Source organism: Polaribacter sp. R2A056_3_33 (assembly GCF_019278485.1).
Taxonomy (GTDB): domain Bacteria; phylum Bacteroidota; class Bacteroidia; order Flavobacteriales; family Flavobacteriaceae; genus Polaribacter.
Genome location: NZ_CP058984.1, coordinates 2,449,467 through 2,471,275 on the forward strand (window position 1 = coordinate 2,449,467; position 21,809 = coordinate 2,471,275).

At 30.4% G+C, this 21,809-nt stretch carries 20 protein-coding genes; 9 read left to right on the forward strand and 11 right to left on the reverse strand.

All coding sequences use genetic code 11. The features are described from left to right. Nucleotides 1-88: 88 nt before the first annotated feature. The 5 genes from H0I29_RS10190 to H0I29_RS10210 all read right to left on the reverse strand — a co-directional run bounded on the left by H0I29_RS10190 (nucleotide 89) and on the right by H0I29_RS10210 (nucleotide 8,431). Nucleotides 89-1,042, reverse strand: coding sequence for a tRNA-dihydrouridine synthase (locus tag H0I29_RS10190; RefSeq protein ID WP_218752200.1), 954 nt, complete (start codon nucleotides 1,040-1,042; stop codon nucleotides 89-91). A gap of 75 nt (nucleotides 1,043-1,117) precedes the next feature. Next, nucleotides 1,118-2,704: a carboxypeptidase-like regulatory domain-containing protein gene (locus tag H0I29_RS10195; protein ID WP_218752201.1), complete on the reverse strand. Its 1,587-nt coding sequence runs from the start codon at nucleotides 2,702-2,704 to the stop codon at nucleotides 1,118-1,120. Between the two features lie 80 nt (nucleotides 2,705-2,784). Further along, nucleotides 2,785-5,220, reverse strand: a complete 2,436-nt coding sequence (locus H0I29_RS10200) for a zinc-dependent metalloprotease (RefSeq protein ID WP_218755228.1) — start codon at nucleotides 5,218-5,220, stop codon at nucleotides 2,785-2,787. A 317-nt stretch (nucleotides 5,221-5,537) separates the two neighbouring features. Then, on the reverse strand, nucleotides 5,538-7,436 hold the full coding sequence (locus H0I29_RS10205; protein WP_218752202.1) for an amidophosphoribosyltransferase: 1,899 nt from the start codon (nucleotides 7,434-7,436) through the stop codon (nucleotides 5,538-5,540). Nucleotides 7,437-7,504: 68 nt separating this feature from the next. Then, nucleotides 7,505-8,431, reverse strand: coding sequence for a PfkB family carbohydrate kinase (locus tag H0I29_RS10210; protein ID WP_218752203.1), 927 nt, complete (start codon nucleotides 8,429-8,431; stop codon nucleotides 7,505-7,507). 71 nt (nucleotides 8,432-8,502) lie between these two features. Here H0I29_RS10210 and H0I29_RS10215 point away from each other — a divergent pair, with 71 nt between their 5' ends. The 6 genes from H0I29_RS10215 (at nucleotide 8,503) to H0I29_RS10240 (ending at nucleotide 12,962) form a co-directional block, all read left to right on the forward strand. After that, a complete protein-coding gene (locus tag H0I29_RS10215; RefSeq protein ID WP_218732663.1) occupies nucleotides 8,503-8,928 on the forward strand; it encodes a SufE family protein in 426 nt (141 codons plus the stop codon). A gap of 39 nt (nucleotides 8,929-8,967) precedes the next feature. Further along, entirely contained in the window at nucleotides 8,968-9,288 is a 321-nt protein-coding gene (locus H0I29_RS10220; RefSeq protein ID WP_165733066.1) for a DUF59 domain-containing protein, read from the forward strand. 98 nt (nucleotides 9,289-9,386) lie between these two features. Then, complete coding sequence (locus H0I29_RS10225) at nucleotides 9,387-9,896, forward strand: DUF2480 family protein (RefSeq protein ID WP_218732664.1); 510 nt, start codon at nucleotides 9,387-9,389, stop codon at nucleotides 9,894-9,896. A 6-nt stretch (nucleotides 9,897-9,902) separates the two neighbouring features. Beyond that, nucleotides 9,903-10,766, forward strand: coding sequence for a DUF3078 domain-containing protein (locus H0I29_RS10230; RefSeq protein WP_218732665.1), 864 nt, complete (start codon nucleotides 9,903-9,905; stop codon nucleotides 10,764-10,766). A 67-nt stretch (nucleotides 10,767-10,833) separates the two neighbouring features. Next, on the forward strand, nucleotides 10,834-11,757 hold the full coding sequence (locus H0I29_RS10235; protein ID WP_218732666.1) for a DUF3078 domain-containing protein: 924 nt from the start codon (nucleotides 10,834-10,836) through the stop codon (nucleotides 11,755-11,757). Nucleotides 11,758-11,846: 89 nt separating this feature from the next. After that, nucleotides 11,847-12,962, forward strand: a complete 1,116-nt coding sequence (locus H0I29_RS10240) for a CNNM domain-containing protein (RefSeq protein ID WP_218752204.1) — start codon at nucleotides 11,847-11,849, stop codon at nucleotides 12,960-12,962. 33 nt (nucleotides 12,963-12,995) lie between these two features. Here the strand turns inward: H0I29_RS10240 and H0I29_RS10245 are convergent, their stop codons facing one another. Together H0I29_RS10245 and hflX are read right to left on the reverse strand one after the other, a co-directional pair. Beyond that, on the reverse strand, nucleotides 12,996-13,709 hold the full coding sequence (locus tag H0I29_RS10245; protein ID WP_218732668.1) for a VIT family protein: 714 nt from the start codon (nucleotides 13,707-13,709) through the stop codon (nucleotides 12,996-12,998). A 34-nt stretch (nucleotides 13,710-13,743) separates the two neighbouring features. Next, nucleotides 13,744-14,955, reverse strand: coding sequence for a GTPase HflX (hflX, locus tag H0I29_RS10250; RefSeq protein WP_218752205.1), 1,212 nt, complete (start codon nucleotides 14,953-14,955; stop codon nucleotides 13,744-13,746). 276 nt (nucleotides 14,956-15,231) lie between these two features. Here hflX and H0I29_RS10255 point away from each other — a divergent pair, with 276 nt between their 5' ends. Then, the gene (locus H0I29_RS10255) at nucleotides 15,232-16,209 is read left to right on the forward strand and encodes an endonuclease (protein ID WP_218752206.1); all 978 of its coding nucleotides are present in this window, start codon (nucleotides 15,232-15,234) and stop codon (nucleotides 16,207-16,209) included. Between the two features lie 205 nt (nucleotides 16,210-16,414). Here H0I29_RS10255 and H0I29_RS10260 read toward each other — a convergent pair whose 3' ends face one another. Then, complete coding sequence (locus tag H0I29_RS10260) at nucleotides 16,415-16,654, reverse strand: hypothetical protein (RefSeq protein WP_218752207.1); 240 nt, start codon at nucleotides 16,652-16,654, stop codon at nucleotides 16,415-16,417. 120 nt (nucleotides 16,655-16,774) lie between these two features. On the opposite strand from H0I29_RS10260, the gene glpQ reads away from it, so the two are divergent. Then, nucleotides 16,775-17,680 (forward strand): glycerophosphodiester phosphodiesterase, encoded by a 906-nt coding sequence (gene glpQ, locus H0I29_RS10265; RefSeq protein WP_254712608.1) that lies wholly within the window; start codon nucleotides 16,775-16,777, stop codon nucleotides 17,678-17,680. Nucleotides 17,681-17,684: 4 nt separating this feature from the next. After that, complete coding sequence (locus tag H0I29_RS10270) at nucleotides 17,685-18,218, forward strand: hypothetical protein (RefSeq protein WP_218752209.1); 534 nt, start codon at nucleotides 17,685-17,687, stop codon at nucleotides 18,216-18,218. A gap of 4 nt (nucleotides 18,219-18,222) precedes the next feature. On the opposite strand, the gene H0I29_RS10275 is transcribed toward H0I29_RS10270, so the two are convergent. From H0I29_RS10275 to H0I29_RS10285, 3 genes are read right to left on the reverse strand one after another with little or no spacing between them, the layout of a single operon-like run. Then, the gene (locus tag H0I29_RS10275) at nucleotides 18,223-19,347 is read right to left on the reverse strand and encodes a glycerate kinase (protein WP_218752210.1); all 1,125 of its coding nucleotides are present in this window, start codon (nucleotides 19,345-19,347) and stop codon (nucleotides 18,223-18,225) included. A gap of 32 nt (nucleotides 19,348-19,379) precedes the next feature. Next, nucleotides 19,380-19,976 (reverse strand): hypothetical protein, encoded by a 597-nt coding sequence (locus tag H0I29_RS10280; protein WP_254712609.1) that lies wholly within the window; start codon nucleotides 19,974-19,976, stop codon nucleotides 19,380-19,382. A 41-nt stretch (nucleotides 19,977-20,017) separates the two neighbouring features. Further along, complete coding sequence (locus H0I29_RS10285) at nucleotides 20,018-21,802, reverse strand: chloride channel protein (protein ID WP_218732676.1); 1,785 nt, start codon at nucleotides 21,800-21,802, stop codon at nucleotides 20,018-20,020. Nucleotides 21,803-21,809 lie beyond the last annotated feature (7 nt).

Below are 21,809 nucleotides of genomic sequence, written 5' to 3' on the forward strand. Positions count from 1 at the left end.
TATAAATTCAAAAGGCAACCTTACTTTTACAGTAAGGTTGCCTTTTTTTTATGATAAAATATTAAAAGGTAGGAATATTATTAGCTACCTAACCGTTTTTAGCCTCTTTAAAAATTTCTCTAACAGCAATTTCGTAGTTTCTTACATTACCTGCCTTTTTAATTTTTTTATAGGTTTTCTGAGGGTTTGAAAAACTTTGAGAAAAATATTCCCAGAAACCAAGCATCTTCATTTTAATAGGAGTAGGACCGGAAAGCGCTGCATCATATTCAGTAAAAATACGATCGTGAAATTCGTTAAAAATATCGAACCTATTTTTCGGGTATTCTGTAGTTTCGGCTTTTATCATACTTGGTAAAAAAGGATCTGCAATTAGTCCTCTACCAATCATCCAATGATCTATAGATGGAAAACGTTCTTGAAGTTTTTTATAAGCAGCAACAGAGGTAACGTCTCCATTGTAATACAATTTATGCTTTGTATTGTCTACACATTTTTGAAACGAATCTAAATCTGTTCCGCCTTTGTACAATTGTTTTCCTATTCTTGCATGAATAGCAATGTTTTTTAAAGGATAATTGTCTAAAACTGGTAAAACCTCTAAAATTTCTTCAGGAGTATCATAGCCCATTCTCATTTTCATAGAAACTAAAATATCAGATTCATTATGAATTTTATGGAGAATGCTATTTATCTTTTCAGGATCTGCAATTAGTCCAGAGCCCATTCCGCGTTTGGTAACCATCGGGTAGGGGCAACCTAAATTCCAGTTTAATTCTTTGTAGCCTAATTCTCTAACGTATTTAGCTACAAAAAGAAATTCTTCTACATCATTGGTAATAATTTGAGGAATTACTTCTAACTCGGTATTATTCTTGAGTTCAATGTCTTTTTTGTAAGAATTTTTAATCACTAGTTTTCCGTTTAAACGGATGTATGGTGAATAAAAAGTATCAATTCCACCAAAAAAATGATTGAATGCATTTCTAAATTTGTAATCTGTAAAGCCTTGTAAAGGAGAAGATAAAAGTGTCTGACTCATAAAAAATATTGTGCTGCAAATATAGAATACTTTTTAATGCGTTTGATAGAAAATAAAAAATGGATTGAACTTTTCTTAGTTTTTAGAAGACTTTAAAGGAGTATTTAACCAATAGTTGTGTTCTAATTCTAAAGGTGTTATTAATGACTTTGATAAAGGTGAATTTTTATCAATAAAACTTTGCTGAATAGGGAGTTCTTTCTGTTCGAAAGTTTCTTGTACAAAAAATTCTCTGTATTGATTTATTTTTAAACTAGGTCTTTTGTTAATCTCAAAACCATTTAGGTCTTTTAAATTTGTAATATCGAACTTAAAGAAAGGGGAATAAATTAGGTTAACATTTTCCTTTTTTAAGATTACTTCATTAAAAGACTTTTCGTCAATAACAACATTAAATACTCTCGAACTTCCTTCAATAGGAATAATATATAGAACTTTTAATCTTTTATTTTTATAATAAATTTTAAAATTTCTTTTATGGATACTGTTAAGTGCAACCAATCTATTAAAATACATTTTAAAACTCTTTTGTTTAGGATTGTAATGGGTTTTTATGAGTTTAAAATATTCTCCGCTGTAAGCTTCAAAGAAGTTATTAAAAGTGATGTAATTTAAATACATTTTATCCTTTTTAGGGATGTATTCTATAGTAACTGAGTATTGTGGGTTTTTCTTGTTGTTATAATAGAGGTTGTAATTGAGTTTATGAATTGCAAAATCTTGTTTAGAAATGTAAATGGTTCCAAATGCAGCATAATCATAATTTGTTGTTTCCATAATAGAGGTAAATGAAATTTCATAGATTGGAGTATTATCCGAAAAAATTACTTGTTTTACTTTGAATTTATGGTTTTTAACAAAATCTTTTTCAAAAACATTACTAAAAGAAAATGACATTTTATCATGGTTTCTAATTGTGTTTGTAAGATTTAAAATATTTAACTCATTGCCTCCTAAAGGAGTTATGTATACGCTTTCTGAATATTTTTTCTTTTCATTATCATAGGGAACCGTAAGTGAAGGATCTTGTATAAATTGTTTATTTGTTTTGTAGTTATATAATAAAGATTGATTTTTTTTACTATCTAATTTATCACTATCAAAACCATCGTCAAAAGACTCTATTATTGCCTCATGTACATTTAAGTATTTTATTTCTTCTTTAGATTGTCTGTTTTTTTGGTAAGAATCACCAACAGGTTGTTGGTAATCTCTATAATAACCAATATAAGAATGTGGTTCTGTTGGGTAATTTTCTGTAATATTTTGAACAGCTTGTTTAACAATTTGAATGCCTAATAATTGTCTTTTTTTCTTTTTTGAAGATTTAATAACGATTTCATTGAGTTGATTATTCGCTATTGATAAGTAGATAACATTAATACTGTTTGTTTTTAATTGAGAGAGCTTTACTTCTTTGGTTTTATATCCGATAGAAGATATTCTAATTATTCCTTTATTTTTTTGTTCTATTGGTATTTCAAAATTTCCGTTGAGGTCTGCATGTGTACCTCTATTTATATTTTTTAGCATAACTGTAGCATAAACAATAGGTGCTCCGGAAGTAGCGTCTACTATTTTACAAGAAATTTTTTCTTGAGAAAAAGTTGTGCTTATAGTTATTATGATAAGAACTAAAAAAGAGATTTTTTTTCGATTCAAAATAGAAACTTTATGTTTTTTTAAGTCAAAAACCACGCCAATTAGAGGCGTGGTTTTAGTATTATATAATTCTAAATTAATTATTTAGGATCTAAAATAGTATCAATTCTATCTACAACATCCTGTAAGTGGTAACGAGTTAAAGTGTTTCCTCTGTTAGAAGCAGATTTTGCATCACGTTGTAAACGTTTTAATTCACCTCTTGCTACAGATTTTACATCAGAAATATTTGCAGAAGAAGATTCTAATAAAGATTTTAAAATATCAATATGCAATTTTTGTAAATTTCTTCTGTACGTGTCAATACTTCTACCATTATAAAGTTCTGTCCAGATACCTTTTCTTAAATCAGAAAACATTGAAACTAAAGTATACGCATCAGAGCCGTTTAAAGTTTCGTTCTCAATCATACGTGCCATTCTAGATGTGCTTAAAACTCCGCTTAAAGTTCTTCCTTGTAAAGATTTAATTTTATCTACAGCACCGGTATACTGTACTTTAGAAAAAAGATCTTTATCTATCATCCAAGTTGGTGTTTCAAATAATTGATCTATTACAAATGCTAAAGATTCTTTTTGGCGTGCTTTATCTACATGAGTATAAACTGCTCCTTCTTGGTCTGTTGTTTTATAGTTTTCATAAATACCACCAACGTTAGAAGAAACGTGTCCCATATACCTAGAGAATTGTGTAAGTAATTCACCGTACATAGCATTCATATCATCATAGTTTTCACCTTCTTCGCTAGTCCACTCTTCTAATTTAAGTAGAGTTCTCTTTAAATTTTTAATTCCGTAGTTACTTGCTTTTACAGCATCGTCACCTAAGTCTTCTGTTTGAGAACTAGGGTCTATAACACCACGTTGTTGGCGACCAAAACGGTACATAGGGTCTCCAGCATGTTTTAAAATCCAAGAATCAAGAATAGGTTTTTCATCTTTAGCATCTGTATCTAAAATAGGTCTGTATCCCCAAGAGATAGAATATTTGTCATAAATACCAATATTTGGCATTAAAGCAACGCCTTTGTCTTCTGGTTGTGCAACATAGTTAAAACGAGCATAATCCATAATAGAAGGTGCTGTTCCGTATTTTTTTGTGAATGAAGCAGAACGTAAAGAATCTACAGGATATGCAGCAGAACTCCCCATGTTATGAGGTAAACCTAAAGTGTGACCTAACTCATGAGAAGATACAAACTTGATTAATTCTCCCATAGTTTTTGTCTTGAAATTGTTACCTCTTGCTTCTGGGTTAATTGCAGAAGTTTGCACAAAGAACCAATTGTGTAATAAAGTCATTACATTATGATACCAGTTGATATCAGATTCTAAGATTTCTCCAGATCTTGGGTCACTTACGTGAGGTCCGTTCGCATTAGGAATTGGTGATGCTAAATATCTAATTACAGAATAACGAACATCTTCTGGACTATATTCTGGGTCTTCTTCTTTGGTTGGTGCTCTTTTACCAACAATAGCGTTTTTAAAACCTGCTGCTTCAAAAGCAACTTGCCAATCATTTACACCTTGTATAATATAAGGAACCCATTCTTCTGGAGTTGCGCTATCTACATAATAAACAATTTGTTTTTTAGGCTCTACTAATTCTCCCCTTTTAAATTTTTCGATATCTTCATCTTTTACTTCTAAACGATATCTATCTAAATATTTAACTGTTTTACTTTTTTGAGCATCTAAACCATAATCTACTTGACCTCTAGCAAACCATCCTACACGTTCATCAAAATAACGACGTTTCATTGGTACTTTAGGTAGTAAAACCATTGAGTTACTCATTTCTAAAGTAATAGACCCCAAAGAGCTATTAGAAGGTGCTTTACTTGCAAAATATGTTTTTACATGTCTTGTTTCTATGTTTTTAGGGTAACTACTAACTCTTTCTATATATGAACGGTCATTATCCATTCTTGTTACACCGTACGCTTTTCTATAAAAACCAGGAAAACCTAAAGGTTTTATATCTGAAGTAAATAAAGGAGTAGCATCTATAACAGTTGCTGTAGAGTCTTTACTAATTGCTTTTATAGGAAAAGAAAATAGAATAGGCTCTAAGTTAGAGTTTACAACGGCTTTATGAACCGGTAAAATAGTATCTGCAACAATGTCATGAGAAACAATTCTTAATAGAATTTGTTTGTTCTTTCTTTCCCAACGTAATACTTGTGTGTTTGTTTTTCCACCACCAAAACCAATTCCGGTTGCAGTTTTTGCAATTCTTGTTACCATTAACATTTCTCTTGTTAAAAGAGAATCTGGTATTTCGAAAAGATAAGAATTACCTTTTGTGTGAACTTTAAATAATCCTTCGTCTGTTTTATGGTCTTTGGTAACCACTTTTCCGTAAGGCTGAATGTCTCCTTTTTCGGGTTTCTTTTTTGGAGTTTCTTTAGGAGTTTCGTCCTTTTTTTTCTTCCAAAATTGGGCTTCTGTTTGAGTTGTAAAACCAAAAACAAAAGCAACTAAAAGTAATTTAGTAAGTAATCTTTTTGTCATCATTAAAGTGTTATTTGAATTGGTTTCGAAATTAAGAAAACGCTGAAGGATTGAGTCTTAAATATATGTTAAAGGGAAAGGTTGGGGGCAATAAAGAAAGCTTCTTAATAAGTAGGTGGGGTAAAAATCATAGAGTAGAAACACCTTTGGTTGTTTAATCTCAATATTTTTTAAAATAAGTTCTATTGAAGTAATGTCTTTAATAGTTAACGTTTCTTTTTTATTGTAAAAAAAAACTCATCTACAATTTATTTTGTAGATGAGTAATGTAAGCTTTTGTTATAGATATTAGCTATAAAAATTATTTTTGGTAATACTTAATACGCTCTTTTATCGTTTCCTTCGTAAAAATTAATAAAAGCTTGGTTTACAACTCTACGTCCTCCAGGAGTAGGGTAGTTTCCTGTAAAGTACCAATCTCCAAGATTATCAGGACACGCTTTGTGCAAGCCTTCTATAGATTGATAAATTACTTCTACTTCTGCCTTAATATCTACTGTTTTTAACATTTCAGCAATTTTAGCAGAAATTTCTTCAGCTTTAAAAGGACTGTAAATTTCTTTTACGTGATTTACAATTTCAGTATCTGCTTTACCTTGCTGCTCTTTACATTTTTTGTAAACAGCGTCTACAATATTATATTGATTTGTATCTTTTAACAATTCTAAAGCTGCTTTAAAAGCAATAAAATCATCAATTTTGGCCATATCAATACCATAGCAATCTGGGTATCTAATTTGTGGAGCAGAAGAAACTACTACTATTTTTTTAGGTTTTAATCGATCTAAAATTCTAATAATACTTTTCTTTAATGTAGTGCCCCTTACAATACTATCATCAATAATAACAAGGTTATCAGTAGGTTTTACAACACCATATGTAATATCATAAACATGCTCTACCAAATCATCTCTACTGCTATCATCTGCAATAAAAGTTCTTAATTTTGCATCCTTAATGGCTATTTTTTCAAAACGAGGTCTTTCAGATAAAATCTCTGTAACCTTTTGTGCTGATAATTTTGTTCCACCAGCTAAAATTTTTGCTGTTTTTTGTTGGTTTAATAAATCTTCAGCAGCTTCTACCATTCCGTAGAAAGAAGTTTCTGCAGTGTTTGGTATAAAAGAAAATACGGTGTTAGAAATATCGCTATTAATAGACTCTAAAATCTTTGGAAATACTATTTTTCCTAGGTCTTTTCGTTCTTTATAAATAGAAGCATCACTTCCTCTAGAAAAATAGATACGCTCAAAAGAACAAGCTTTGTTTTCTCTAGGCTCTATAATTTTCTTAATTGAAGTTACACCACTTTTCTTAATAATTAAAGCATGTCCTCTTTCTAATTCTTGAACGTCTTCTATCTTAACATTAAAAACAGTTTGAATAACTGGTCTTTCTGAAGCGACAACTACAACTTCTTCATCTTCATAAAAATAAGTAGGTCTAATACCGTTTGGATCTCTTAAAACAAAAGCATCTCCATGACCAACTAAACCTGCCATAGCATAACCACCATCCCAGTTTCTAGAAGATCTTTTTAATACTTTTTTTAGTTTTAAATTTTCTTCGATATAAGGTGAGGCATCTCTTTTATTAAATCCTTTTTTCTTTGCTTCTTGGTATAATTTGCCAACTTCATCTTCTAAGAAATGACCAATTTTTTCCATTACAGTTACTGTATCTGTAAATTCTTTAGGGTGCTGACCTAACTCAATTAATTCTTCAAGTATTTGATTAGAATTAGTCATGTTAAAGTTACCAGCAACTATTAAGTTTTTATGTTTCCAGTTACTTTGGCGTAAAAAAGGGTGTACACTTTCTATACTATTTTTACCAAATGTACCATAACGTACGTGTCCTAAAAATAAGTTTCCAACATAAGGCATGTTTTCTTCTTGCCAAGCAACGTCGTCTTTTTTATCAGGATTTTGTTCTAAAACATTATTTAAACGTTGGTTAATTTGAGCAAAAACATCTTGTATGGGTTGCGGTTGGTTAGAACGCACCCTACTAATATATCTTGTACCTGGTTCTACATTAAATTTTACGCTGGCAAAACCTGCACCATCTTGTCCGCGATTGTGCTGTTTTTCCATTAATAAATACATTTTATTAATTCCGTAAAAAGCAGATCCGTATTTGTCTTTATAAAATTGTAACGGTTTCTTTAATCTAACAAGTGCAATTCCACATTCATGTTTAATAGCATCACTCATTGGTATATATAGTTTTTTTGTTGTGTTGTTGTAAAAAAAAAATCCGCAGCAAAAACCGCGGATTAAAATTAAGATATTTTAATATCAAATTGTGTTAAATCTTTAAAAGCTTGTAATCGCTTTTTAACTTCTTCTGCAGTAAGTACTTCCATGCGCTCTGTACCAAATTTTTCTACACAGAAAGATGCTAGGTTAGAACCGTAGATAATTGCATTTTTCATGTTGTTAAAAGAAATGTCTTCTGTTTTTGCTAAATAACCACAAAAACCACCAGCAAATGTATCTCCAGCTCCTGTAGGATCAAAAACTTCTGCTAAAGGTAATGCAGGTGCATAAAACATATTTCCTTCATTAAATAATAAAGCACCATGTTCTCCTTTTTTGATCACCACATATTTAGGTCCCATTTCATGAATCTTTTTAGCTGCATTTACTAAAGAATATTCTCCAGATAATTGACGCGCTTCTTCATCATTAATAGTTACTACATCTACACGTTTTAAAACAGTATGTAAATCATCTAAAGCAATGTCCATCCAAAAATTCATAGTATCTAAAACTACTAATTTTGGTCTTTCTGTCATTTGATCTAATACAGATGCTTGTGTTAACGGGTGTAAATTCCCTAACATTACAATACCTGCATCTTTAAAATTTTCTGGTACAACAGGTGTAAAAGTCTCTAATACATTTAATTCTGTAATTAAAGTATCCCTAGAGTTCATATCATTGTGATATTTACCACTCCAGAAAAAAGTTTTACCTTTTTTATCTACCTCAATTCCATCGGTATTAATTCCTTTATCATTCATCATTTCTAAGTAGGATGCAGGGAAATCTCCTCCAACTACAGAAACAACGCCTGTTTTTACTCCAAATTGACTTGCAGCTAGACCTACATAGGTTCCAGATCCACCTAATATTTTGTCAGTTTTCCCAAAAGGGGTTTCAATTGCATCAAAAGCTACTGTACCAACTGCTAATAATTTACTCATTTCTTAGATTTTATACGTAATTTTGCATTTTATAAAATGCTTTTTAAAAAGTGCAAAAATAAGTTTTAAAAATGACTATCAAAGAAATACAAGAAGAAATTATTGATGAGTTTTCTATGTTTGATGATTGGATGGAGCGCTATGAGTACATTATAGAGTTAGGTAAATCGTTACCAATTATTGAGGATACGAATAAATTAGATGAAAATTTAATAAAAGGTTGCCAGTCTAAAGTTTGGTTATATTCTGAATTAGAGGGAGATATTATTAAGTTTTCTGCGGATAGTGATGCTATATTAACCAAGGGTATTGTGGCATTGTTATTGAGGGTATATTCAAACCAAAAACCGGTAGATATTTTAGGGGCTTCTACAGATTTTATTGATGAAATCGGTTTAAAAGAACATTTATCACCAACAAGAGCAAATGGTTTAGTTTCTATGGTTAAGTACATAAAAATGTATGCCATTGCACAACAAACTAAATTAGGAAATTAAAAATACAATTGGTGAAAATTAATTGTTAAATGAAATATAATGACAGATAAAGAGTTAGAAGTAATAGGTGACAAAATTGTAAATGTTTTAAAAACAATTTACGATCCAGAAATTCCAGTAGATATTTACGAATTAGGTTTAATTTATGACGTTTTTGTATCTGAAGATAATAATGCAAAAATATTAATGACATTAACCTCACCTAATTGTCCGGTAGCAGAAAGTTTGCCTGTTGAGATTGAAGATAAAGTGAAAACTTTAGAGGAAATTAAAAGCTGTGAAGTAGAAATTACTTTCGATCCTACTTGGACACAAGATATGATGAGTGAAGAAGCAAAACTAGAACTGGGAATGCTATAAAATAGTCTCAGTAACAGTTTTCAGAATAAAACAACCAATGTCATTTCTAAATGAGCTTTTTTAAGCGATTGAGAAATTTCAACTTTGAAACTTTAATAATGCAAGAAGAAATTATAAATAGGGTTACAAATAGTAAACTTAAAACCTTTGATTTAGAAGAAATCTATCCAGAAGGAAAAAGAGTGGTATTTGATGTAAAAGATTGGTTGTTTCAAGAGTTAATTTTAAAAGAAAAAGACTTCAGAGAATCGGTACAAAACCACGATTGGTCTCAATACAAAAATAGTTTTGTAGCTATTTCTTGTTCTGTAGATGCAATAATTCCTTCTTGGGCTTTTATGTTAGTTGCGTCAGAATTAATTCCGTTTGCAAATAAAGTAGTGATTGGAGATTTAGAATTGCTAGAAACAGTTCTTTATCAAGAATTAATTAGTTTTTTAGACCTTAAGGAATTCATAAATGCACCAGTTATTATAAAAGGGTGTGCAAATAAACCAATTCCAGATTCTGCATATGTCTTTTTAATAGAAAAATTACAACCTGTAGCAAGGTCTATTATGTTTGGAGAAGCTTGCTCAACAGTACCTTTATATAAAATTAAAAAATAATTTACAATGAGAAGATTATTACTTCTTTTATTAGTTCTTTTTTCCACTTCTTTTTATGCACAAAAAAAGAAGAAAGATACTTTACCAATTCCTAAATGGAAAATTAATGGAAAGTTTGGTTTTGTTTTTAATCAATCTTCCTTTTCTAATTGGGTTTCAGGGGGAGAGAATATGATTGCAGGTGATATAAATGTAAATTATGATTTTAATTACAAGAAAAACAATGTTAACTGGGATACGAGAATTTTAACTGCGTATGGATTAAGCCATTTAAATACCAAAGGGTATCGTAAAACAAATGATCGATTTGAATTAAACTCTTTATTAGGTATAAAATCGGGTAATAATTGGTTTTTATCGCAATTTGTTAATTTTAAAACTCAATATTCTAGAGGTTATAATTATAAAGTAGAACCTGCGGTACCTGTTTCAGATTTTTTCTCACCGGCTTATTTGAGTTTAGGTCCTGGTATGTTATGGAAAAAGTCTGATAATTCAAATATAAACATAGCTCCGGCTACTGCTAGGTTAACAATGGTTAGCGATTTGTTTTCTGGTCAATTTGGGGTAGAAGAAGGAGATAATACCAATTTTAGTTTAGGTTTTAACCTCTCTGGATATTTTAAGTTTACGATAATGGAGAATGTAGAAATGGAAAACATTGTTGCACTCTACTCAGATTACTTAGATCAACCAGACAATTTAGACTTAGAAAACCAAACAAATATTCGTTTTAAAGTAAATAATAACATTAAAATGCACATGACTTTTCATGCTATCGTAGATGATAATGCGTCTAGTAAAGTGCAATTTAGACAATTATTTGGTTTGGGATTAAATTATAAATTTCATCAAAAAGTGACTTATTAATATTTTTATTGTCTAAATAAGAAAAAGTGTATTTTTGCACACTCAAATTTTAAAAAAACAAAAAAAAATGAAGAAGTTATCAATTTTATTTTTATTGGTATTAACTAGTTTATCCATTAATGGACAAACAGCTGAAGAATTAAAAAAAGAACAAGCTCCTAAAAAAGCTGAAATTGCTAAATTACAAGGAGAAGTAAAAGCTTTACAATCAAAAATCGATGCACTTCCAGGATGGAGAAAAGGTGCTTTTGGTACAATTGGAGGTAGTTTTTCTGGTTTTAATAACTGGTATTCTAAATCTACACCTACAGCAACTGCTGGTAATATAGGTATTACAGTAAATGGTTTTGCTAATTTAATTAAAGAAGATTTTTTCTGGAGAAACTCTGCTGCTGTTAATTTAGGTTGGGTAAAACTAGATGAAGAAGGAGTTGCTGGAGATGAAGATTTTGAAGCTACTACAGATGTATTTACAATTAGCTCTTTATATGGTAAGAGATTAAATAAAAAATGGGCACTTTCTGGTTTAGCAGAATATAGAACAACTATTATAGATAACTTTAACGACCCAGGATATTTAGATTTAGGTATTGGTGCTACATGGACACCTACAAATAATTTAGTGGTTGTTATACATCCAGGAAACTACAATTTTGTTTTTAGTAGTGGAGATACCGTTTTCGAATCTTCTTTAGGTGCTAAAATTGTAGCAGACTACACACAGAAATATGGAAAACTAAGTGTAAAGTCTAATTTATCTATGTTTCAAAGCTATGATACATCAGACTTATCTAACTGGACATTTACGAACTCTTTTGGGTATACAATATGGAAAGGAATTGGAGTTGGTTTTGAGTTAGGTTTACGTCAAAATAAACAAGAAGCTTTAAACAATGCTTTAGATAATGCTGTTGTGCCTACAGCTACTTTTGACAATATAGATAACAAATTACAATCTTACTATTTACTTGGTCTTAGTTATGCTTTTTAAGTAGTATCAAATAATATTTTATTTAAACCTCAAGAAGAAATTCTTGAGGTTTTTTATTTTCCTTACTTTTACATTCTAAACCTTTGTTGATGACATTATTAATAATTTTCGCTACCGTTTCTATTTTCTTTTCATTTTTGTGTTCTATTCTAGAGGCAGTTTTACTTAGTATTACTCCAACTTTTATCAATCTAAAAAAGAAAGAAGGACTTGAATATGCACTACAGTTAGAAGCGTTAAAGAAAGATGTAGACAAGCCTTTAATAGCAATCTTAACAATTAATACAGTTGCACATACTGTAGGAGCTATTTTAGTTGGTGTACAAGCAAAAGTAGCCTATGCAGAAATGTATGGTACTTCTGCTAAAACTATTTTGGGTATTAGATTAACAGAAGATGTTATGGTGGGGGTTGTGTCTACAATAATGACTATTTTAATTTTAGTTGCATCAGAAATTATACCTAAAACAATTGGAGCGACTTATTGGAGACAGTTAGCTAATTTTACTACCAAGGCTTTAAATATTATGATTTTCCCATTAAAATGGACAGGTTTTATCTGGGTTTTACAATTAACTACAAAATTAATTGGAGGCAAAGGACATGGCAGTGTTTTAAGTAGAGAAGGCTTTTTGGTAATGACAGAAATAGCAGAAAAAGATGGTGTTTTTCAAGAAAACGAAGGTAAGGTTATTAGAAATTTATTAGGTTTTAAAGGAATTAAAGTAAATGATGTAATGACGCCAAGATCTGTTTTAGAAATAGCAGATGAAAGTCAAACGATAGAAGCTTTTTATAATGAGCATAAAAAATTACGTTATTCTAGAATTCCTGTTTTTGCTGAAAATCCAGATGAAATTACAGGATATGTTCTAAAAGATAATTTATTTGAAGCAATAATTAGTGGAAAAGGAGCGGAGACCTTATCTTCTATAAAAAGAAATATTATAATTACAGATAGAGATTTATCGATTGCAGATTTATTTGACAAACTGATTCGCCAGAAAGAACATATTGCGTTGGTTGTAGATGAATATGGTTCTGTAAGCGGACTTGTTTCTCAAGAAGATGTAATAGAAACTTTATTAGGTTTAGAGATAATGGATGAGAGTGACTCTGTTGCAGACTTACAAGCTCATGCTAAAAATTCTTGGAAAAATCGAGTAAAAAAAATGGGAATAAATGATGATAAAAAGAAGGAATAGCTTGTGCTTACAAAGTATATAATACGATTACTTTTAGATATTTACATTAAATAAGTAGCCAACTAAGGCTGTTAATCCCATAGCAGCTGTACCCCAAAAAGTGATTCTTAAAACTGCTTTTTTAATATTAGAACCGCCTGCTTTGGCAGCTAATGCTCCTAGAGTCATTAGAAAAAGTATGGAAGAAGCGTAAATATAGTATTCCAGATTTTCTAAAGGTAGAAAAAGAGTTACCAAAAAAGGAAGTAGGCCGCCAATTGTAAAAGCAGCTCCAGATGCTACTGCAGCCTGAATAGGATTTGCCTGACTAATTTCATTAATCCCTAATTCATCTCTAATATGTGCTGCTAACGCATCATTTTCAGTTAATTCTTCAGCAACAATTAAAGCTGTTTCTTTTTTAAGACCTCTCTTTTCGTAGATTCTTGCCAACATTTGTAACTCAAGTTCTGGCATTTCTTCTAATTCTATTTTTTCCCTTTCAATATCTGCAGATTCAATATCTGTTTGAGAACTTACAGAAACATATTCTCCTGCTGCCATAGATAAAGCTCCTGCAACCAAACCTGCTAAAGTAGCTAGAATTACAGGTTCTCTTAATTCGCTTGCAGCAGCAACTCCAATAGCTAAACTTGCGGTAGATAAAATTCCATCATTTGCTCCTAAAACAGCTGCCCTTAGCCAATTACTTCTATGTATGTAGTGTTTTTCTAAATGGTCTACTAATTCGGTGGAGCTTTTGTTCATCTCTTTGAAGTTTATTTTATCAAATCATAATAATTTACTCTTCTTCTTTATATTCATAATATAAAAAGTCGTTATAAGGAAAACGTTGGATATGGATTTTCTTTACTTCTTCGTATGTTTTCTCTTTAAAGTCTTCTAAATTATCTTTGTTTAGGGCGGATATGAAAATAGAATCTACATCATAATCATTCATCCAAGTTTTTTTCCAATCTTGTAATGTATAATGTTCTTTCCCTTTTTCTGTTACAATGTCATCTTCATCAATAGTTTCATGAGAATAGGCATCAATTTTATTAAAGACCATAACAGAAGGTTTGTCTGCACATTTTATATCTGCCAAAACAGAATTTACTGAAGCTATATGATCTTCGAAATTTGGATGAGAAATATCTACTACATGTAATAATAAATCTGCTTCTCTAACTTCATCTAACGTAGATTTAAAAGATTCTACCAATTGTGTAGGTAGTTTTCTAATAAAACCAACAGTGTCTGTTAATAAAAACGGAATGTTCTTAATAACCACTTTTCTAACAGTAGTATCTAGAGTTGCAAATAATTTGTTTTCAGCAAAAACATCACTTTTACTAATCACATTCATTAATGTAGATTTACCAACATTGGTGTAACCAACCAAAGCAACTCGAACCATTTTTCCACGGTTTTTACGTTGCACAGCCATTTGTCTGTCTATGGTTAACAATTTCTTTTGTAACACAGAAATTTTATCACGAATAATACGCCTATCTGTTTCAATTTCAGTTTCACCAGGTCCACGCATTCCAATTCCCCCTTTTTGTTTGTCAAGGTGTGTCCAAAGTCTTGTTAAACGAGGTAATAAATATTGACATTGTGCCAATTCTACTTGTGTTTTTGCAGAGCTTGTTTGCGCTCTTTGTGCAAAAATATCTAATATAAGGTTTGTTCTGTCTAAGATTTTACAATCTAAAACTTTCTCAATATTACGTATTTGAGCTGGAGATAATTCATCATCAAAAATGGCAGTACCAATATGATTTGAAACAATATAGTCTCTAACTTCTTCTAATTTACCAACACCTAAAAATGTTTTAGGATTGGGTTTTTCCATTTTTTGTACAAAACGTTTTACGGCAACACCACCTGCAGTCAGGGTTAGAAACTCTAATTCATCTAAATATTCTGTAGATTGAATTTCATTTTGTTGTTGAGAGATAATACCGATTAAAACGGCTTTTTCAGAAATAACTTCGCGTTCGTCTATCATAGATTACAAAAATACAAAGATTTGGTTTGTAAATGCATAAAAAAAACCTCAAGATACTTGAAGTTTTAATTAAATAATTCAAATTCAAATTCAACACTTTCTCTTCTTATAGCAATGGTTTTTATTAGTTTATAATTAATTCAGATTTTAATCAATACAAAATTACAAGAGAAAAAGGTAAGTAAGTATAGTTTTGTGTTAAGAAAACATATAGTTTAAGTTAAGAGTTACCCTGCTTTATTTTTATATTTTTACCAATCATCAAAACAATTATAAATGGGGTTATTTTTTTCATCATCAAAAAGGAGTAAAGAGATATTTACTGTCGGGTTTTACAACGTAGAAAATTTATTTGATACGGTAGATGATCCAAAAACCTTTGACGATGATTTTACTGCCAATGGTAAAAATCACTGGAATAATAAACGTTACAGGGATAAAATTAAAAAATTAGGTTCTGTAATTTCTCAACTAGGTAAAGAAAGATCATATGATGTGCCTGCACTTGTTGGTTTGGTAGAGGTAGAAAATGCCAAAGTTGTAAGAGATTTAGTAAATTCTAAAGATTTAAAAAAGCACCATTATGGTTTTGTACATTATGATTCTCCGGATGATAGAGGGATTGATGTAGCGCTTTTATACAATAAAGAAGTATTCGAATTAATAGACTCAGAACATTTTCCGTTGTATTTAGAAGGAGATGAAGGGAAGAGAGATTATACTAGAGATATTTTAGTGGTTTCTGGTAATTTAAAGGGAGAGTTAGTCCATGTTTTAGTAAATCATTGGCCTTCTAGAAGAGAAGGAATAGAAGAGTCTGAACCAAAAAGAATTGATGCCGCAAAATTAGCAAGAGCAATTATAGCAGGAATACAAGCTAAAAATTATAATGCAAAAATTTTGATTATGGGTGATTTTAACGATGATCCAACCAACAAATCTATTAAAGAATATTTAGTGACTGATGATTTTTACAATCCTATGGAAAAGATCTTGGATAGAAATGCTATTGGTTCTTTAACCTATGAAGGTAAATGGAATTTGTTTGATCAGATAATTATCTCCAAAAACTTTTTAGAAAAAAAAGAAGGACAAGTCTACTTTAAGCATGCTGAAGTATTTAATAAGAAATGGTTGAAAATTTTTAAAGGAAAATTAAAAGGAAGTCCGTTTAGAACTTATATAGGTCCTTGGTATCAAGGTGGTTTCTCCGACCATTTTCCTGTGTATGTGTATTTTAAAAAGGAAGATTAATTAAAACATGATGGATGATAATTATAATCTTCCACTCTTGTAAACTCTGATATTATTTTGTTTATTTTTTTTGAATTTACTTGTTGTGGTGCGAGCGAGACGCTCGCACTAATGTTTGTGTCTCACTCATGTGAAAACTGATGCTGTCTTGTTTTTTTACGCATTTATTATGGTATAGCGGTAAAATTATTAAAAAGAGAACTAATTAATCTTTTCCAAAATCTTTAAAAGCGGCCTTTAATTTCTCATCATTTAAAATATACTTCTTATATTTTCCGTCTCTGTACCTGTAGTAAATAAAGAAAGGCATAAATAGAAAAGAAAAGTAAAAGACACCTAAACCCATTACAATTTGTGCTTTTTCGTGACCTGTATTTACAAGATACATTCCAATTGCCATCCAAATTAAAAAGATGACAAACATTATTTTTAACGTTAACTTCATATCGCAAAATTACAAAAGTTATATCTTTAATTGATAAATTTTACAGAAATGAACTCAATTTCATTATTTTTGATTGGTTTGCTACTTTTTTCTTGCAATCCATCTAAAAAAGACACGAATATGAATACTAAAATAGTGATTGCCCACAGAGGTGCTTCTGGTTATTTGCCAGAACATACCATGGAAGCTAAAGCGATGGCATACGCTATGAATCCTCATTTTATTGAGCAAGATTTGGTGTTGAGTAAAGACAATGTACCAATTGTAATTCATGATATTTATTTAGATGATGTAACTGATGTTGCTCTAAAATTTGCTGATAGAAAAAGAAAAGACAATCGATTCTATGTGATAGATTTTACTTTTGATGAATTGCAAATGCTCAAAGTAACGGAGCGTTTTAATCATGAAACAGGCGGACAGTTTTACCCAAACCGTTATCCGAAGGGAAAAGGAAATTTTAAACTACATTCTTTTGAACAAGAAATAGAATTGATACAAGGTTTAAATAAAGCTACCGGAAAGAATATCGGAATTTATCCAGAAATTAAAGATCCTGCATTTCATCAAAAAGAAGGAAAAAAGATAACTGAAATTGTTTTAGAAATTCTTACTGATTACGGTTACAAAACAAAAAAGGACAATTGTATTTTACAATGTTTTGATGCAACAGAGTTAGAGAGAATTCGTGTAGTATTAAAATCTGACTTATTTTTGGTTCAGTTAATGGAATTTGAAGAAGAAACAAAACAATTAACACATTTTGCAACGTATGCAGACGGAATTGGTCCTTGGTATAAGCAAATATTAGATAAAAAAGTAGGAGAGAAGTGGCAGTTTACCACGTTGGTTTCTGATGCGCATAAATTAGGTTTAAAAGTGCATCCTTATACTTTTAGAGCCGATTCTTTAGATGAGTTCACTACCTTTGACAAGATGATGGAAACACTCTTAATAAAAGCAGATATTGATGGTGCTTTTACAGATTTCCCAGATTTGGTAGTCAATTTTTTAAAAGAAAAGTAATTCAATGAACACTCATTTATATAAAATAAAACACTTTAATAATACTTTAGATGTTTTTTCATCCGAAGAAAAATTATACACATCTAAGTGGTTTATGGATTTTGGGAAGTTTGGTTCTGAGGTTTTTAATTCAGACGATAAAATAATTTATAAGATTACCAAGCAATTTCAATTTTGGAAATGGAAAATGGTGTTTACCATAAAGAATAGTCAAGATGTTTTAACCGAACTAGTTTCTCAGAATAATAGAAAAACCATCTTTTCTATAGATGTTGATGAGGTTACTTATGAAACGAATATTCATTTTAAAAAGAAAATATCTATTCTAAAAAACGGAGAAAAAATTGCAGAAATTGATGAATCTTTTTCTGATAATGATTTTAAAGACAGTATTAAGTTACAGCTTTTAGATAAAAATGATTTAGCGATTTGTTTCTTATTATTTTCTTGTTTAAAAATAGGCGAAACCGAACAAGACTCTAAAAGAATTATGCCAAGTCAGAAGCAATTAGAGCCTAATGAAGAACCTTGGAATTAGTGTTTTAAAGTTTTTTTAGCGCGAATTTTCTTGATAACAAACCCAAGTATTCTCCGCTATTTTTCATAGAATCTTCTAAATCTTTTGCGTAATTCAGAACAGCATCGGTATAATTAATTCCGAAATCTTCTGGTTGTTTTTCGTCTAAATCTATAGCGCCACAAAAAGCAGCAACTTTTATTTTTTTAGCTATTGCGGAAGTCAACACGCCTTGAATTGTTTTGCCAGACATGGTTTGTGTGTCTAGTTTTCCTTCACCAGTAATAATCCAATCTGCACCTTCAATTTGAGTATCAAAATTAGCAATTTCTTTTATCAATTGAATGCCAGGTTCTAAAGTTCCGTTTAAGAATAATTGAGTTGCAATTCCCATTCCTCCTGCAGCGCCAGCACCTTTTACAGACTGAACATCGATTGTGAAAACAATATTTAGAATTTTAGAAAAATCTTGTAAGCCTTTATCTAACATTACAATTTCATCTTTCGATGCTCCTTTTTGAGTACCATAAACATAGGCTGCACCATTTTTTCCGTATAAAGGATTGGTAACATCACAAGCTATTTTAAAATCTACAGCGCTTAATTTAGGATGAACATTAGTAACATCTATCGATTTTATATTAGATAAATTTGCGCCAATAGGTTTTACTTTTTTATTATTTTCATCTAAAAATTGATAATCTAAAGCCGTTGCCATTCCTATTCCACAATCGTTGGTTGCACTGCCTCCAATACCTATAATAATAGTTTTAGCCCCTTTATTAATGGCATCAACAATCATTTCTCCTGTACCTAAGGAGGTCGCATTCTTACAATCAAATTGTGTTGGTTTTAGTAGCTTAACACCAGATGCTTCTGCCATTTCAATAAAAGCAGTATTGTTCTCTTTAGAATATATATAGGTTGCATTGATTATTTCAAAAAAAGGATTGTTTACTTGTACGTTTATAGTACGTCCTTTTAGATAGTACTCTACAACTTCAATAGTACCATCACCACCATCTGCTAGTGGTAATTTAAGAATATCTGTATTTGGGAATTCTTCTAAAATTACTTTTTCAATAATATTGCAAAATTCTAATCCTGTTAAGGTGTTTTTAAATTTATCTGGTGCTAATATTATTTTCATTCTTCTTTGAATTTAATTTAGCGGAGGTTAAGTTATTGTTCTAAATTTTGAGTTAAAAAAAGCAGGAAAATAAGAGCAAATACAATTAGCATCGAAATACCTAATATTTTCCATATTTGTTTGTTTTGGTGTACTAAATATTTTCCTAAATGGGTATTCCAAAAATATTCTGTTAACACAGCGTAGCCTATAACATTCAAAATTAAAGTTGTGAAAATAGATTTCGGTAGATAATTTAAAAGTATCGTAGAGCAAAGAGTATATACCAAACCAAAAATAAGAACTTGATTCCTTACTTTAGGTTTGTTCATCTGTTTTAAGTTTTGCATTAATAAAACAGCACCAAATATGGTAGAAAAGAAAATGGTAAAACCGAGTATTGCATTTTTAGAATATAGAACAGGCACTTCTAATTCTTTAAAAGGACTTTTATTAGTTTCTGTGTTTTCTTTAGAAATAGGTGTTTCAGGTACAGTGTTTTCTTTAGGCGTATCCTCTATAACAATGGTCGGTTTTTCTAATATGTTTCTATCCTCTAGTTCCCATGTAACAGCTTGTAAAGCTTCTTCTGTATATTTATCTTTTTCAGTGAGAATGGTTTCTAACTCCTTGTTAGATTTTGTTCTCATATTTGTTGAAAAACTATTTTGCCTCATTTTCTTCTATAGTTTTATGACGTAACTTCTATTAGTTTATTTCTGTAAGCCGTTAATAATTTTGATTTAGAGATAAAACCAATATATTTTCCTTCTTTAACAACCGGTAAATTCCAAGCACCACTTTCTTTAAATTTCCTCATAATATCTGTCATTTTATCAAGACCTATGATAATTATTTCTGGAGGATGTTGCATAATATCTCTAGCGAATATTGTTTTATATAAGGTTTGATCAAACATAATTGGTCTTAAATCGTCTAGTAAAATAATACCTGTTAGTTTATTATTCTTCTTATTAATTACAGGAAAAATATTTCTGTTAGATTTTACAACTGCTTGTTTAACCATACTTTCTAAATCCATATCTGAATAAACAGGAACAAAATTATTTTCAATAACTCTATTAATATCCATTAAAGTTAAGACAGCATGGTCTTTGTTATGTGTAATTAATTCTCCTTTTCTACCTAACTGCATTGCGTAGACAGAATATGGATGTACATATTTAGCGATTAGGTAAGAAATTGTAGCGGTTAGCATCAACGGAATAAAAAGATCATAGCCACCAGTTAATTCTGCAATTAAAAAGATAGCAGTTAAAGGAGCATGTAGTACTCCGGCCATTAAACCAGCCATTCCTACCAAAGTAAAATTACTTTCAGAAACATTAGATAAACCAGTAGTATTAATTATTTTAGAAACACAATTTCCTAAAAGACTACCCATAAATAGAGTAGGTGCAAAAATACCACCAACTCCACCAGCTCCAAAAGTTAAGGCACTTGCAATCACTTTAAATAAAACTAAGCCAAATAATAAGATAATAACAACCCAAACATTAGATAAATCTAAGTTCATAAAGTTATTTTTTAAAGCTTCTTGTGGGTTTCCTGCAATTAAATTATTAATAACTTCAAAACCCTCACCATATAAAGGCGGAATAAAAAATATTAAAATTCCTAAACCTATTCCACCAACTAATAAACGTTTTATTGGAGAGTCTATTTTGTCAAAAAGTTTCTGAATTCTATCATAAACCTCTGTAAAATAGATAGAAGCTAAACCAGTTGCAGTAGCTAAAATAAGGTAAAAAGGAATGTTGTTTATGGTAAAAATATCTTCTGTTTCAAACGGAAGTAAAACATCAGACCCAAAAAAGAAACGAGAGGTTATAATTGCAGATAATGACGCTAAAAGTAAAGGCATCATAGAGGCAATTGTTAAGTCTAAACTAAACACTTCTATGGCAAAAATAATAGCGGCAATTGGTGCTTTAAATATGGCTGAAAGCGCACCAGCAGATGCACAACCAATTAATAAGGTTCTTGAAGTTTGGTTTAAATGAAACAACCTGGCAACATTAGAGCTAATTGCCGCACCTGTTGCAACAGTTGGTCCCTCTAGTCCAACAGAACCACCAAAACCAACGGTAATTGGCGCAGTTAAAATAGAACCAAACATTTGGTAACGCTTCATAATTCCTTTTCTTTTGGATATAGCATATAGTGTAGAAGGAATACCGTGACTTACTTTGTTTCTAATAACATATTTTATGATAAAATATACAATTGTTAAACCAATAATCGGAAAAAGAAAGTAAAAAGCATGGTGATAATCTCTCACCAAATTTCCTTCTAAAAGATGCTGAAAAAAATGTGTTAAATTTTTTAAAATAACAGCTCCAAAACCTGCTAAAAAACCAACAAGGATGCTAAGTATGTATATGAATTGCTTTTCAGAGATGTATTTATATCTCCAAATTAATATTTTTCTGTAAATGTTTTTTGTTGTTGGCACTTGTTTT